22 protein-coding genes are annotated in these 13,325 nt (G+C 41.3%); 3 read left to right on the top strand and 19 right to left on the bottom strand.

What is annotated here, in order from left to right; genetic code table 11:
* Positions 1-136: 136 nt before the first annotated feature.
* Both H7T88_RS14595 and H7T88_RS14590 read left to right on the top strand, forming a co-directional pair.
* A complete protein-coding gene (locus tag H7T88_RS14595; RefSeq protein WP_154888259.1) occupies positions 137-580 on the top strand; it encodes a GNAT family N-acetyltransferase in 444 nt (147 codons plus the stop codon).
* 155 nt (positions 581-735) lie between these two features.
* A complete protein-coding gene (locus H7T88_RS14590) occupies positions 736-972 on the top strand; it encodes a DUF3892 domain-containing protein (protein ID WP_090923789.1) in 237 nt (78 codons plus the stop codon).
* Between the two features lie 105 nt (positions 973-1,077).
* On the opposite strand, the gene H7T88_RS14585 is transcribed toward H7T88_RS14590, so the two are convergent.
* From H7T88_RS14585 to H7T88_RS14570, 4 genes are all read right to left on the bottom strand, one after another.
* Positions 1,078-1,359: a LexA family transcriptional regulator gene (locus H7T88_RS14585; RefSeq protein ID WP_221789026.1), complete on the bottom strand. Its 282-nt coding sequence runs from the start codon at positions 1,357-1,359 to the stop codon at positions 1,078-1,080.
* The gene (locus tag H7T88_RS14580) at positions 1,343-1,570 is read right to left on the bottom strand and encodes a hypothetical protein (protein WP_221789024.1); all 228 of its coding nucleotides are present in this window, start codon (positions 1,568-1,570) and stop codon (positions 1,343-1,345) included. The genes H7T88_RS14585 and H7T88_RS14580 overlap by 17 nt, the downstream gene beginning before the upstream one ends.
* A 152-nt stretch (positions 1,571-1,722) precedes the next feature.
* The gene (locus tag H7T88_RS14575; RefSeq protein ID WP_260510919.1) at positions 1,723-2,040 is read right to left on the bottom strand and encodes a DUF3889 domain-containing protein; all 318 of its coding nucleotides are present in this window, start codon (positions 2,038-2,040) and stop codon (positions 1,723-1,725) included.
* A 69-nt stretch (positions 2,041-2,109) separates the two neighbouring features.
* Positions 2,110-2,424 carry a hypothetical protein gene (locus tag H7T88_RS14570; protein WP_221789021.1) on the bottom strand — a complete coding sequence of 105 codons (315 nt, stop codon included), beginning with the start codon at positions 2,422-2,424 and terminating at the stop codon, positions 2,110-2,112.
* Between the two features lie 285 nt (positions 2,425-2,709).
* Here H7T88_RS14570 and H7T88_RS14565 point away from each other — a divergent pair, with 285 nt between their 5' ends.
* A complete protein-coding gene (locus H7T88_RS14565) occupies positions 2,710-3,612 on the top strand; it encodes a manganese catalase family protein (RefSeq protein ID WP_221789020.1) in 903 nt (300 codons plus the stop codon).
* Positions 3,613-3,766: 154 nt separating this feature from the next.
* Here the strand turns inward: H7T88_RS14565 and H7T88_RS29180 are convergent, their stop codons facing one another.
* The 15 genes from H7T88_RS29180 to H7T88_RS14490 all read right to left on the bottom strand — a co-directional run bounded on the left by H7T88_RS29180 (position 3,767) and on the right by H7T88_RS14490 (position 13,325).
* Complete coding sequence (locus tag H7T88_RS29180) at positions 3,767-4,003, bottom strand: DUF5071 domain-containing protein (protein WP_221789019.1); 237 nt, start codon at positions 4,001-4,003, stop codon at positions 3,767-3,769.
* Positions 4,004-4,017: 14 nt separating this feature from the next.
* The gene (locus tag H7T88_RS14555) at positions 4,018-4,149 is read right to left on the bottom strand and encodes a DUF5071 domain-containing protein (protein ID WP_221789018.1); all 132 of its coding nucleotides are present in this window, start codon (positions 4,147-4,149) and stop codon (positions 4,018-4,020) included.
* 10 nt (positions 4,150-4,159) lie between these two features.
* Positions 4,160-4,282, bottom strand: a complete 123-nt coding sequence (locus tag H7T88_RS14550) for an Imm53 family immunity protein (protein ID WP_221789017.1) — start codon at positions 4,280-4,282, stop codon at positions 4,160-4,162.
* Positions 4,283-4,294: 12 nt separating this feature from the next.
* On the bottom strand, positions 4,295-4,756 hold the full coding sequence (locus H7T88_RS14545) for a hypothetical protein (RefSeq protein WP_221789016.1): 462 nt from the start codon (positions 4,754-4,756) through the stop codon (positions 4,295-4,297).
* Positions 4,757-4,829: 73 nt separating this feature from the next.
* The gene (locus H7T88_RS14540; RefSeq protein ID WP_221789015.1) at positions 4,830-5,594 is read right to left on the bottom strand and encodes a barstar family protein; all 765 of its coding nucleotides are present in this window, start codon (positions 5,592-5,594) and stop codon (positions 4,830-4,832) included.
* A gap of 131 nt (positions 5,595-5,725) precedes the next feature.
* Positions 5,726-6,307, bottom strand: a complete 582-nt coding sequence (locus H7T88_RS14535) for a hypothetical protein (protein ID WP_221789012.1) — start codon at positions 6,305-6,307, stop codon at positions 5,726-5,728.
* A gap of 33 nt (positions 6,308-6,340) precedes the next feature.
* Positions 6,341-7,042, bottom strand: coding sequence for a hypothetical protein (locus H7T88_RS14530; protein WP_221789011.1), 702 nt, complete (start codon positions 7,040-7,042; stop codon positions 6,341-6,343).
* An 86-nt stretch (positions 7,043-7,128) separates the two neighbouring features.
* On the bottom strand, positions 7,129-7,677 hold the full coding sequence (locus H7T88_RS14525; RefSeq protein ID WP_221789008.1) for a hypothetical protein: 549 nt from the start codon (positions 7,675-7,677) through the stop codon (positions 7,129-7,131).
* Positions 7,678-7,730: 53 nt separating this feature from the next.
* Positions 7,731-8,144 (bottom strand): DUF4279 domain-containing protein, encoded by a 414-nt coding sequence (locus H7T88_RS14520; protein WP_221789007.1) that lies wholly within the window; start codon positions 8,142-8,144, stop codon positions 7,731-7,733.
* Between the two features lie 60 nt (positions 8,145-8,204).
* Positions 8,205-8,543: a hypothetical protein gene (locus H7T88_RS14515; RefSeq protein ID WP_221789006.1), complete on the bottom strand. Its 339-nt coding sequence runs from the start codon at positions 8,541-8,543 to the stop codon at positions 8,205-8,207.
* Between the two features lie 387 nt (positions 8,544-8,930).
* Complete coding sequence (locus H7T88_RS14510) at positions 8,931-9,335, bottom strand: hypothetical protein (protein ID WP_221789005.1); 405 nt, start codon at positions 9,333-9,335, stop codon at positions 8,931-8,933.
* 209 nt (positions 9,336-9,544) lie between these two features.
* The gene (locus H7T88_RS14505; protein WP_221789004.1) at positions 9,545-9,886 is read right to left on the bottom strand and encodes a hypothetical protein; all 342 of its coding nucleotides are present in this window, start codon (positions 9,884-9,886) and stop codon (positions 9,545-9,547) included.
* 64 nt (positions 9,887-9,950) lie between these two features.
* Positions 9,951-10,271 (bottom strand): hypothetical protein, encoded by a 321-nt coding sequence (locus H7T88_RS14500; RefSeq protein ID WP_260510918.1) that lies wholly within the window; start codon positions 10,269-10,271, stop codon positions 9,951-9,953.
* A gap of 253 nt (positions 10,272-10,524) precedes the next feature.
* Positions 10,525-12,240, bottom strand: coding sequence for an ABC transporter ATP-binding protein (locus H7T88_RS14495; protein WP_221789003.1), 1,716 nt, complete (start codon positions 12,238-12,240; stop codon positions 10,525-10,527).
* A gap of 53 nt (positions 12,241-12,293) precedes the next feature.
* Positions 12,294-13,325, bottom strand: coding sequence for a FecCD family ABC transporter permease (locus H7T88_RS14490; protein WP_221789002.1), 1,032 nt, complete (start codon positions 13,323-13,325; stop codon positions 12,294-12,296).

Here is a 13,325-nt window from a genome sequence, read left to right as displayed (position 1 = left end):
TAATAGCCGCCATTCCCATGACTCTCTTCCTCCTCCAAAGTCCCAATATGTACCAAACTTAACTATACAGGAAAAGCATTTTTTTGTATAATGCAGTCTGAACTTGTGCGCATGGAGCAGAAAGAAGGAATCGAATTTGGCAGCAGAAATTAGTTATGTCACGACAGAAGAAGAATTGAAGCAGGCTCTTGGGATTCGCCGTCAGGTTTTTGTCATTGAGCAACAAGTGCCCGAAGAACTCGAAATAGATGAATACGATGTTATCAGTCCTGATGTGCATCATGTATTGCTTCATACCGATGGTCAGGCTGTTGCCACAGGGCGTCTCATCTATTACAGCAAAGATACGGCCAAAATGCAGCGAATTGCTGTACTGGAGTCCTACCGTTCGTTCGGGTATGGACGTGTGCTGCTGTTAGCGATGGAGGAGCTAGCTCGTGAGCTTGGATTAACCTATTCGCTCCTGGATGCCCAGTGTCAGGCGCAGAAATTTTACGATAAACTCGGTTATGAAGTGATTTCGGAAGAACCTTTTTACGATGCCGATATCCTACATGTCCGTATGAGAAAAAGCCTGTAGTCCAACAGAACAACTCCACAACACAGGCACTACATACATTACACAGCTATTCTCGAAATGTGGAATGTTGTAAAGAATGCATACTTCTCTCCAATTCGGACAGGCTAACAGGGTAAACCTATTCCCATTTGGTCATAGAAGGAGAGTGTGACATGATGGATCAGACAACACGCGAAACGTTCACAGCAGTACAAAAGAATGGTGACGGTGACTTGACCGCCTTCCAGACATCGACAGGCCGTATTCTGGATTATCAGCAAGCTCTGAACGAAGTGAAGGCTGGAACAATCGCTGGTGTGAATGTATTCAAAGGCAAGGATGGAGAAATGTATATTCGCGGCGATGCCGACGGCGACCCGACCAACAACCTTGACCAGCTTCCGAATTTCTGATAAATGCATTCATTATACAGCGCCAATCCTTACGGATTGGCGTTTTTGCTGTAACTTCTGCAGAAGTCTGCTACACCTAGGCGTACCTACTCGCTCCTCAACGAATCAGTAATCCGTAAAATATTTTACTGCATTGCCAGCAGGTTGAGCTTTTCGCACGGGCTTAGCTTCTTGTTCCCAGGCCTGCAAAATCTGTATGTTTTCCATCGTAGACGGTTGAGGCCAGGAGATATATCCTTTCTGTTCAAGCGACTGCAGTGACTCCCGGATGTGGGCCGGGTTGCGCCCTGTCTTGGTTTCCAGTTCATCCATACGTGGAATTCGCCGCTGCTGACCTGCATAGTTGACAATAATACGCAATATTTTACGTTCAAAGTCGTTCAGCATACTTCAGTTCTCCCTTCCGGTTCCGATCCGTTACAGGGCGCCATGCCAGAATATTCTGCTCCAGAAAAGTCCGGGGTAGTCCTTCCATGCCATCAGATGCCCGAATTACTCCGCCTCGCATGCTGTTGATTCGGATCTGCCGCTGCGTAATCTGTCCCGCACGATCCATGTACACAAGCTCCACCATCTGGCCAACATATTTCCCTAGCATGATCATCCCTCCAATAAGAACGTTTGTTTGTATTCATTATTATATGCGAACATAAGTTCTTTATTCAATAACAAAAAAAGGAATTTCGAAAAAAAAAACCAGACATACCCGGTGCAAGACGGAAGTCTGGTTCATCTGGTGAAGATCGAATATTAATGACGATCTGATTCGGAAAATTGCACTGTTTTTAACTGCTGCGTATTCGGATTAAAATCCACATTAACATAAACAGCAAATTGCTTGCCGTCTTTGGCACGAACCCACAGCTTGAACTGCTCTCTGGACTGATTCGCGCTAAGCGACGAACGGCCGATATGTTTGTAATCCAGAATGTCGACATTGTACTTCGTTTGGGTTTCCTTCACGGCGATGATGCCCCATTTCGCATAATCCGGAATGTTGCTGCTTGCTGCCGAAATGGTCGTTGAGATGCCTGCGAAACCTAGAACAAGTGTTAATACCATTATCATAAGCACTCTCATGCATTTCACCCCTTGGGAGAATGTGTTTGCTGATATCGTGCCCGTTCGGATTGCATTTTACACCCAGATTCGAAAAATCCAGATCGCTGGCAACAGCCAAAATGGAACAACCGGCATCAGTTTAACCAATGAATCAACCTCGGAAATATTACTGAAGCTCATCCCCCAATCCCCGGAAAGTAAATGCCGCTCTGCCTGGGACTCTTCTGTAGGCTCTAAACCATACTTCTCCATAAGCATTTGCCTTGTCTGTTCATCCACCTGAACATCATTCCCCACACCGCTTGCTGCGACATGTGCACTGTTTATGTAAGTTAATATCATCATTAAACTCACTATTGAACATACGATATGTATCCATCTAAATCTCATATGTATTCCTCCCCTTCTACTTCGAATCCATGACCAAAGATCAACGCAACACTTAAAACAACTTGTCTGATTGTACATAATATTCGTGAAAATGGAAATACCAAACGAACCATTCAACACGTCCTTCAAGCATGCGTAGCAAATATTACATGCCCCTTTAGACCCATTTAATAGTTTATCTGTTTAAAAAATCCATAGACCGTGTAATGGGCTTTGACTGACCAAGCTGAATCCAACGTCCGCCCGAGTCCATTTTCATCCCATATTCAAGGAGGTTATATCTGCATGTTCAAACGTCTGGATGAAATTCTGATTGAAATTCCCAACGTCGAAAAGCCTGATCCCAATGCAGCAGCAGCTATACAGGAATTGCTTGGTGGTAAATTTGGAGAAATGTCCACACTGAACAACTATCTCTACCAATCCTTTAATTTTCGCTCCAAAGAAAAACTGAAGCCTTTCTACGACCTCGTCATGAGTATTACGGCCGAAGAATTGGGACATGTTGAACTGGTATCCCATGGGATCAATCATTGTCTCCGAGGATCAACCGAATATAAAGAACCTGATCAGACACCGCTGGGTTCCGTCAAGGATGCAAGACTTTCGTATCATTTCCTGGCAGGCGCACAAGGCGCGATGCCTTTTGATTCGATGGGTAATCCGTGGACAGGTGCCAATGTCTTCAACAGTGGCAATCTGGTAGAGGATTTGTTGCATAATTTCTTCCTCGAATGTGGGGCACGTACGCACAAGATGAAAGTATACGAAATGACGGATCATCCTGCCGTCCGCGAAGTTGTTGGTTTCCTGCTCGTGCGCGGAGGTGTACATGTGGTGGCTTATGCTAAAGCGATTGAAATTGCAACAGGTGTCAATGTGACCAAACTGATCCCGATCCCTTCTCTGGATAACAAAGCCTTCAACGAGGCTCGTAAATACGAAGAAAAAGGCGTACACACCAAGCTGTACACCTATAGTGATAAAGACTTCAATGCCATCGACCAGATCTGGAAAGGCACGCATCCCGAAGATGGAAAACCTCTAGAGGTCATTCAGGGCATTCCTCAAGGCTTCCCTATTCCAGAAGCTCCGGCGGTGGAAGAAGAATTTGCGCCAGGCATCTCTCATGAAGACTTCAAAGAGATTGCACGTCGTCTGAAGATGGCGGGGAATATTGTGGATTAAGGAGCAGGTTGTAGTTGGCCTATATGAAAAAAGCCCTCAAACTCCACTGTTTGAATGCAGTAAAGGTCTGAGGGCCTTTTGAATAAATAAATAAATTGAGTATGTAGTTAACTCATTAACAAGCAATTTTCGGACAAACGCACCGATTTCACGACTATATCTTGTTAAGCAAAGGGATGATAATTTCATCCATCTCCTCAAGTAATTCGCTATCTGTAGGGTGCTCTAATATTCTTTTCAGATCAGATTTTAACATACGAAGACATTCTGAGGGTAATCGGGAGATTAGGCCTGTTAGCATAAAATATTCCCAAGTAGAGTCTCTTGTTTGAAATACATATTGAATGTGAGGAATCAATTCGTCTCCGAATCTTAACAGCAAATCCTCCACGGCTTCGAAATCGGCTAATTCCCATCCTGCAACCACTCCATAATTTCGGGTAAAATATCTCTAAGTTCGTCGTTACTCCGTTTGGCAAGTTTCTCTACGGATTCGACATCAAATTTATCTTTAGGTAACATCGTTCTGATATTCATTCGTTATTCCTCAGGAAATTCCGGCATACCAGCCCGGATTATCGATCGTTTGAATTTTCACACCATACACATGCTCCCATTCTCCATCACAGTTCTGATCATACCTGTGTTGAATCCACGCTAAAGTCTCCATAACTAACCTCTCCTAATCTTCATGTAGCTGTTCCACTCCGTGAATCCGATTCAATTCCATTGCCAGCTCTTGAAACTGCGCTTCTTCCAATCCAGCAATAGAAAATTCGTAGTATTCAACATTCTCAAATATCCGGAATCCATATTTTATTGCCCGCTCTCCATCTGGGAGAGGATCGAACACAATAACGTTAACAGCACAACCTTCATGTTGAACAAAAAATTCAATCTCATGGGCATTTTGAATGATGAAACAATCCACTTGTCCCGTCCGCGTTGTAAGTTCTTTGAAAGGCAACATTCTTGTCTGAAGCACAGTGTCATACTTCCGGCCTAACTTCTGTGTAATTTCATACGAGTCCTGGTATATAACAATTCCGATTGGGAATGGATGCGCATAAAATACACGGATAATCTCAATCGCTTTTTGAGCCCGGCTTTTATCTATGGGGAATGAGAAATAGTAATTATTCATGAACAACCTCTCTATTTATGTACTATTTATTTACTATCTATTTTTGATCAGATTACCCATGATTCTTATAAGATCAACTAAAGACTAACGTTACATTTCCATCCGCTAGCACTTCTTTTAACTGTTGAAAATAACCCTCATTTGAACACCTTTCATGATCTACATTTTGAAGAATAATTACGAATGGTGCTATGGCTCCAAATCCACCACATAAGCAGTCGGACAAACTATCCAAGTTAAATCCATAGTATCCCCCTGGACCGTTAACTGCCTCACCTAATGCACAATAAAAAGAAGCGGAGTCCTCGATGTTAGTCGCATCCATGTGATATATGCCATTCTGTCGCTCCTGAGAATGAAGCTGGGTTCCTCGATATAATCGGGCAACTTCTAGCCATCCAATTCGTTGTTCTAGAGATAGTCCTACCCATTCGTTCGTTTTAGCTAGAGGTTTTCTTCGCATATTCCAAATGAGTATACTCTCTTCTGTTGCCACTTGGTACAAATCCCCAACCAGTTCAAACTGTGTTAAAACTTCATTAAATTCTGTAAATCGATTATATGAAAGAGGTTCTCTGAGAAAAAAATAATATGATCCCATTGGCTTTTCTTCGTGATCAAGAATAGTGATCTCTATGTTGTTAACACTCATTTTTTTCTCCTTACAGTATGCTACAAACTCATCATTATATTGAAAATGAACTAGCGTTACTTTATGAAAGTCCTCATCACCTACGGTCTCGATAAAGTTTCCAGTCAACCCAACCAAATCCAAGGATTTTCCAATAGTCATACCACTCTTATCATCAACTAACGAATACCGATTGATCATGATCATCTATTATATAAACTCCTTTAAAATGGTGTGAACGTTCCGAGAACATCAAACTCAAGCGAAACTTACCTTAGTTGGTAACTTTCTTCAAAATACGAAGCGTTATGAACGATGATGGAGCATTGGCTAATACATTATAAATATTCCTTCCAAACATTAAATACATCAATTAATTGTCTTTCATTACTTCTGTTTCTTAAATATCTCAGAGAGATATTATAAACAATTGCAATTGGATTCATTTCTACTTTCCCAAACCCTTTAATAACTGGGCGGTTCACATATACATAATTTTTAGGCGTATGAACTACTCCCCAGTCAAGGCTAGAAAATAAATTAATAAAAACAGTACCAAAATATATTCCTATATCAATAATGATTGAACTAGTTTCTTCACTGAACTTTTTAGAATTTTCTTTTAGCACCTCATCTCTTAACCATTCGGGTGTCATACTAATTTCTTCTTCCAATTCTTCCGCCGTCTTTGGGACCATCGTAATTTGAGGAATAAACCATCTCCATAAAATCCCTAAAGATTTTTCTGATAAGTCCAAGTCATTTGGAGATGAACCTGTCGTCTCATGGTAAAAGGCTCTAAGTACTTCTATTCTTTTTGGAATCTCAGAAGTAAACCACCCAAGATAAGTCCTAGCTTCTAATTTTGTCATAAGCTCAAAGGGTACCACTTCGAAAGGAGCTATCATTTTTTCATACATAAAATCAACTCATTTCAGCCAAATAATTATCCTTCAACCTTCTAATACATATGCAATATCTTCGAAATATCTCTTTAGTGACAGATTTTTCTCTTTAATCACATTATTCACTAATGTATGAGGCCAACGCTTAAACGCAGGAATACCACCCATGTTATATACTCTCGGCCCTTTTTCTGCGTCATATATCCATTGCCCACCGAATTGATTCCTGATTATTTCACCAAAACAATAACTAATATTATAAATTTCATCTTCCACAAGTCCTTTTATAACAAGCTGATCCAATATCTCAATGCTCTCCGAGCTATGCAGATTAAGTTTATTTTTATTTACAAAATCTTCAATAGAATTTCTCCAGTTTTCCTCTAAATAATTGGGCGCAGCAGGTGGAATGAATTCTGTATTTTTAGCAAACCAAGGTAATGCAAATTGTTCTATAATTTCTAGAAAATGTTTAAAAACACTTCTTAGTTCTTCTTTATCTTGATATACGTACCACTCATTTACTTGATGCCTCTCAAGCTTAGTGCTACTTACAGATTTCGAACCTGTTTGAAAGGTACAGCGGATTGCATTGGATTCCCAATTGCTTTTATCAATCTCAATATATTCTTGAACATATCCTTCTCTAGATCTAACAAAAACCCAAGGATTAGAAGAACCCTCAAACTCAAACGAAAGTTCTTTTAAACTACCCTGCAACTCTTTTAAAAGTATCTTAGTAAGGTTCATAACTTTCGCCGTTTCTTCAAGTGATCACATTGTATTTCTATATGCATATAAAACAACTCTCAAAGACCCTTCCATCAGACGGATCATTATCTGAAATACAATTCATTTCGCATAGCTGTATTCCTGTATTGATCAAAAAACAGTTCATCCACGAATAAGGGTAGTGTCAGATCATAGTTCCCTACGATTGCTATCCTTGAAAAGAAAAAATTACATAATAACATTTCCCTAGAAGTCATCTTGACCCAGAATTTTAGCTCTGTTATATCCGTTACAGCATATAGCTCATTTTCAAATTTCTTTATTTCTAATAAATACTTTATTTCTGCATCATCAAACCCTTTAGCTTTCATCATCTTTCGAGAAGATTCGGAATTAGATTTTTGAATAAAAATAAAACAACTCTCGGCATCATTGATAAAAATATCACTGAAAAAGTCAAAAAACTTGTCCTCATGGGCTAGATTATGGCACTCAAAAGTAATTTTCTCTCTTGCTTCAGATTGCGAAAGTGAACAACGATATACATCTAAAAGGGCCACACAGAGCCCATCCATCGGAGAAGCATTTTCAATATCAAGACGTGAATATTTGTCTACAATATTTGAGACATCATCTGCATTTACCCTGATCACACTATTTTCCTCCATACACTGCCATATTCAAACAAGTGGAGAGGTGAGTTCGACTATTCATCCCCTGTGATCACTCCACCATAAGATAAGATATGTATCTCAAGCCCAAGTCCTAAACCAACCATTTTTTTCATCGTCGCATGTGAAATCTCTAGCCCCATTTGACCATAATCTGATCTTAAGTACCCGCTTATCTTTACTTCCTTGTATTGTTTAATGAAACTATTCATTTGTTTGCAGTTCGGGGTCAACTTATTCAATAAATTATTCAGAGCCTCCTCAGGCTCGGTGCCTTTCGTTATTAACACATCAAATGACCAGATATCATATGGAGCCTGAAGTTTAGTCCTCTTGCTTATCGGATGTCCCCTTCTGGTTATCAATGCTGGTTTCATTCTTAATCTTTCACTGATATCAGCAAAATCCAAAACCTCATCACGTATGACAAACGTAAACTTACCTTTCATTTCCCATTCCTTCCAAAGTGCATTTTGTTACTATTGCACTCAATCTTCTTCATGTCGACTTTAATAATTCGAGAAAAATTCATCGGAAAACTCACCGTCAATCGTATACTCAATATCATAGTAGAATTCTGATTTCTTTGTTTTCGGGTGAACTAAGTCAAGGCTAATTCTAAAAAAAGGATACAATCTATACTCGTTATTTATCATAATTTCTGTATATGTATAACTAATAATATAATCTTTGAATTTCAGTCCGGAAGGTAATTTCTCTTCTTCTTCGTGTAGATAATTATTTTCACTGTTAGCAATTAATTCTTCCAGTGTCTTAATTGAATTCTTTTTAATTTCATCAAACGAATAAGCCTGATTAAAGTCAGCTTGTAAATCAAGTAAGTTCATTTGCAACCTCCTATTTCCCCGCTCTTCCTCAGTCATTTTATCCTACTTGTTCTCCGGCTTAAAAGAACTATTTTAAAATATACGAAATATTATATTTGCTGATCCAATCTATAAAAATCTTCTCTCTTAACAACTGTGGGAGCACGATTTCAGCAAAAAAAATGAACTCTTTCTTAATGTTGATTGTATTCTCTAAATACAAGCGATTAATTCGTTTTCTTCAGGCGAGCGGTTGTACTAGCGCCCCCTCATGTAGTAAAGGCCGTTCGGGCGGTCATCACGCCATCGCGAATTAATAAGCTTAGCAACCCTTAGTTCATGCCGATTTACTTGGCACTAAACGGGGAAAGAAAAACCTTGAGGGTGTTTATCCCCAAAGTTTTAGCGTTAGTTATCAATTTCAGCTTTCCTTTTGTAAAATAAATCTAAGTGGTACTTTTCTCTCTCCATTAATCCGACATGATGGTCGAAATTAAAAGCGATTTCTTTATAGCCAAGGATCGTTGAAATTTGTTCGCTATTTGGTTCACCTATAAAATTGAAGTACCAAGAATTTGGAATTTTTTGATCAATGACTTCGAACCATTCATACGGAAACCATACTGGGTCAAGATTTAAATCGGGGTCCTGATGATCAACTTTCAATAAGTAAAACATATAATTATCCCAATGGCCGATCGAATACACATTAAATGTTGCCCCAATAATTAATGACTCACATTGATAATTTATTGGGTAACCTGCCTTAGTGGATAATGAGTCACTTTTATTTGATATACATTTTACTTTCATGAAGTACCTCTCTATGAATATTCCATATTTCTATAACCGATAATATAATCTTTGAAATTCAGGCTGGAAGGTAGTTCCTCTTCCTATTCAGACCTTAAATTATGTAAAATCCCCAAATTTAAAAATAAATTCAATTATTTGATGTATAACCGTTCGACTTACCTACAGTTCTTCCGTTACTTTTTTAGTAAAATCATTTGAAGATTGACTTAATAAACTAACTGTTCTTGCCCATCAATCACTAACAGGTCATCGTAAATCTCCCCTGACATCCTATAAAACAACTCATATCTGCCAATTTCCTTTCCATCGTAAATGATGGGGACTAAGGCAATAATATGAGAATATTCAGGTTCATTCCAATTTATTATGCAATAAACTTTTTCTAATTCTAGCATTAATTTTTCAGAGTAGTACTTTCCAAAATACAGTTTCTCGTCTTCTGGAGACTCTGCCAAGTAGTTGTTTACGCACGATAAGCAATAATTTCGTGCTGTAGATTCTACATTATGGGACTTAGCCCACTCTACTATCACATTTTGATCAAACATTGTACCTCCACTAAAGCAAAATATAAACTACACCAACTAAGCATATCCTTATTCGGAGTCACCATCACTTTCTTTTCCCACGCCACCAATACCTTCCCCACACACCCAATACAGCGCACAACAGCAGCGCACAATACGTCCAGGCAAATAGCATGGCAAGCCCTAACCCAATGTTGGCATCCAGACGTTCGTCCGTTGTGTAGGTATACAATGCAAACGTAAGAGGTACGGCACCAGTAATAAAAAGTCCCATAAACCAGCCAGCCAAGTTTCGAGAACCTGAGCCTTGGTTATGTCCCATCAGTTTACGAATCCCCAATAATAACAACGATAAAATTAAAAGAAAACAGAGACAGGTAAGTAGTATTTTAGTCAGATCTGACATGTCGATTGCCTCCCAACGCTCTGAGTTTCTCCTGATGATATGCATGAAAGCCACTAATCATATACCGGTTAAACCTATCATACACTCCAACCATAGTTTTGCCCATCATTACCCATTTTGGTGCCATATGATCGTACTTTTCCCTCCCTCCAAAATAAAAAAAACCACCGCCCCGACTCCTTCCAAATCATGGCGATGGTTAACTTATATACTCCCGTGTACTACGTATTTCCCAATTTTTTTGCAACTCTGCCTATGCACCAAACTGCGCATAGTGCAGGCGACTGTAGATGCCGCCCGAAGCAAGCAGTTCCTCATGACGTCCCTGCTCTGTGATGCCTTGCTCGGCCACGACCACGATGCGGTCTGCGTTTTTGATCGTCGCCAGCCTATGAGCAATGACTAGTGTGGTACGCCCTTCGGACAACTCAGCCAGTGATTGTTGAATCGCAGCTTCCGTCTCGGTATCGAGCGCAGACGTCGCTTCATCCAGAATCAGAATCGGTGGATTCTTCAGGAACATACGAGCGATAGACAAGCGCTGCTTCTGTCCACCGGACAGCTTCACGCCGCGTTCTCCAATCAGTGTATCCAGCCCTTCCGGCATGGACAGAATCAAGGATTCCATCTGGGCCCGACGAGCCGCCATCCAGATTTCTTCTTCCGATGAATCCAGTTTGCCATACGCAATATTTTCCCGAATCGTCCCATCGAAGAGGAACACATCTTGCTGCACGATCCCGATCTGACTGCGTAAGGAATCCAGTGTCATGTGCTGAATGTCCTGACCATCAATCGTGATGCGCCCTTCCAGCACATCATAGAATCGCGGCAGCAGACTGCAAAGTGTTGTTTTCCCAGCACCCGATGGACCGACCAGAGCTACCGTTTCACCGGCACGAACACTTAGATTGATACCCTGAATGACCGGCTCCTGATCCGAATAACCGAAAGTCACTTGCTCGTAACGAATGTCTCCACGTAGATGGGATACCGGAACAGCATTAGGGCGGTCCTTGACATCCGGCTCCATATCAAGCAAGTCCGTATACCGTTTGAAACCTGCAATGCCTTTAGGATATGTCTCTATAACCGAATTAATCTTCTGAATCGGTGTCAGGAACACATTGGACAACATAATAAAGGCAATAAACTCACCATAGGTCATGCTGCCGTTAATGACAAACCACGTTCCGCATACAAGCACAAACAACGATACCAGCTTCATCAGCACATAACTGATGGAAGAGTTCCACGCCATAATTTTGTAAGCGACCAACTTGGTTTGACGGAAACGACCGTTGTTTACAGCGAATTGTGCTTTTTCATACTCTTCGTTGGCAAAAGCCTGAACCACGCGAATACCCGTAATGTTGTTTTCTACACGTGCATTGAAATCGGCAATATCACCGAACATTCGGGTGAAGGCTTTGGACATTTTGTTCCCGAAATACAAAGATAGATAGATAATCAGCGGCACAATGATAAACGTCAGAATCGCCAGATTCCCGTTAATGCTCATCATGATACTGAAGGCACCGACCAATGTCATCACGGCAATAAATACATCCTCCGGACCATGGTGGGCAATCTCTCCGATATCCATCAAATCATTCGTCATGCGGGATACCAGATGTCCGGTCTTCGTATTATCAAAATAACGGAAGGATAACTTCTGTACGTGATTGAACAGACTTTTACGCATATCCGTCTCGATATTAATCCCCAGCTTGTGTCCCCAATAGGTGACAACATAATTCAGAAATGAATTGATCAAGTAAATGCCCAGCAGTCCTAGACATGCCCATAAAATCCAGTCCCAGCGTCCACCTGGAAGCAGATCATCTACAACCCGGTTCACCGCTAGCGGAAAGGCCAATTCCAGCAACGCGACCAAAATTGCACAGATGAAGTCCAGAATAAACAGTTTTTTGTACGGCCTATAATAGGCAAAAAAACGACGAAGCATAAACCTAGTTCCCCCTTACGGCAATCCTCCGTCAACATGATGATGATTACCTTTTATTTCGTCCTGCTCAAGAGATACAGGAAATATGGTGCGCCCAGAATTGCAACCAGAATCCCGGCCGGAATCTCGGAAGGCTGCAAAATGACACGTCCCAACGTGTCCGCGACCAGAACGAGAAATGATCCGACCAGTGCAGATGCAGGCAGCAAAAACTGATGTTTTGGCCCGACCAGACGACGCGCCAAGTGAGGCCCGATCAAACCAACAAAACCGATGCCGCCACTCACAGATACACAGGCTCCCGCCAAAATTGCCGCAGCAGCAAGCAGAATTACCCGTTCACGTTCTACGGGAGCACCAAGACCACTTGCTGTCTGATCCCCAAGATTTAATACATTCAGCACCCGTGCCTTCGCTAATACAAGCGGTACAAGCACCAGAATAAACGGCAACAGTGCCCAGACGAACTTCCAGTTGGAGCCCCATATGCTGCCTGCAAGCCATGTCGCTACAAATTGATACTTCTCCGGACTAAGCCGCAGCGTTAACACGATCATAGCCGAACTGATACCGGCTGCAATCCCGATTCCCGTGAGCAACATACGGGTTGGCAAGATGCCCTCCCCTTTTTTGTAGGAAAGGATATAGATTAGAAATGCTGCAAAGCTTGCGCCAATCAGCGCAAGGATCGGAAGCAGAAAGATCGGAGCTGCTGTCGTCGTTGGAAAAAAGGAAACAAATAGCATCACCATAAGCCCCGCTCCAGCATTAATACCTAGAATCCCAGGATCGGCGAGTGCGTTTCGCGATACCCCTTGCAGGATACAGCCCGACAACGCCAGACCCGCCCCGATTAGAACAGCAATCACAATACGAGGCAGTCTGAATTCAAACAGGATCAGCTCCTGTTTCGGTGTACCGCTGCCAAACAACGTCCGTAAAACCTCCAGCGGTGAAAGCTTGGTAAAGCCGGTATTCATACTGATAATAAAAGCTGTAATAATCAAAAGACCAAGCACAATAAGAACAACGATCCCTTTTGTTTTCTTTTTGCGCTCTGCACCAACCATAGTTGAGGAACCCAT

Source organism: Paenibacillus cucumis (ex Kampfer et al. 2016), assembly GCF_019748695.1.
Taxonomy (GTDB): Bacteria; Bacillota; Bacilli; order Paenibacillales; family Paenibacillaceae; genus Paenibacillus; species Paenibacillus polysaccharolyticus.
This window is presented reverse-complemented; position numbering and strand designations above follow the sequence as displayed.